This is a genomic window from Chroococcidiopsis sp. TS-821 (genome assembly GCF_002939305.1).
Taxonomy (GTDB): Bacteria; Cyanobacteriota; Cyanobacteriia; order Cyanobacteriales; family Chroococcidiopsidaceae; genus Chroogloeocystis.
In genome coordinates, this window is sequence record NZ_MVDI01000027.1 from 1 (window position 1) to 912 (window position 912).

The following is a 912-nucleotide window of genomic DNA, read 5'->3' on the forward strand; positions in this document are numbered from 1 at the left end:
TAAACCAACACTGCACCCACCAGATAAAACAGCATGGCTGTGTTGCTGACAAACAGATAGCGCAAGCCAACCCACAGCGAGCGTTCGGTTCGGGGGTAAGCAATCAACAGAAACGCCGCAATTCCTACTACCTCTAGTGCTACGTACAGACTCATAAAGTCGGCACAGACAAACACAGCGTTGAGGCTGCCATGCAGAATCGCGACCTGCATATAAAAAAAAGCCGTTCTCTGAGTGTGCCAACAGTACAGAATCACTGCTGTCGCAACTAGTGCGTTAGTTAAGATAAAGTAGCCACTGAGCCGGTCGACTTGCAATGTGACTCCAAAGTTATCGAGTAATTGCAGTGTGCGCGGCGATGGCGTTATCAAGACTGACAACGCATATGCCATCGACACCAGCGTCACACCCAGCGCTAGGTAGCGGTCGAGTTTGGGAATGAGATAAATGACGAATCCCGCAAATAGTGGTAGGGCGATCCAAGCGACCGTTAAAGTATTCATGGCATATTGTTCTTTTCGATCTCGGTGCTTTCCAACGTCGGGTTATCTTGTGCCAATTTCATCACGCCGACTAGCATCAATGCTTGGATCGAAAAGCCGATGACAATTGCCGTTAAGATTACTGCTTGCGGAACGGGATCGGCGTAGAGACCTGTTTTGTCGTTTGCCAAAATTGGCGTGAATAAACCATCTCTGGCGGCAATCAGCACGTAATACGCTATCACTCCTGTGCTCATCACGTCCATGGAGATGATCTTCATCACTAGGTTCTTTTTAAAGATAATGCCGAAAAAGCCACACAGTATTGTTGCAAGGATACACGCTTCTAGCACGGGATTCGCTGGTTGGGTAAAGGTTGGTCGTAATTGTTCAGACAAGCGGCAAAAATTAGAAGTAAGAAGCTAGGAGA

General features: G+C 47.7%; 1 protein-coding gene and 1 pseudogene. Both read right to left on the reverse strand.

What is annotated here, in order from left to right:
- A pseudogene (locus B1A85_RS23305) lies at positions 1–503 on the reverse strand (cation:proton antiporter); the annotation flags it as partial.
- Entirely contained in the window at positions 500–835 is a 336-nt protein-coding gene (locus tag B1A85_RS23310; protein ID WP_104549098.1) for a cation:proton antiporter subunit C, read from the reverse strand. The gene B1A85_RS23310 and the pseudogene B1A85_RS23305, both read right to left, overlap by 4 nt.
- Positions 836–912 lie beyond the last annotated feature (77 nt).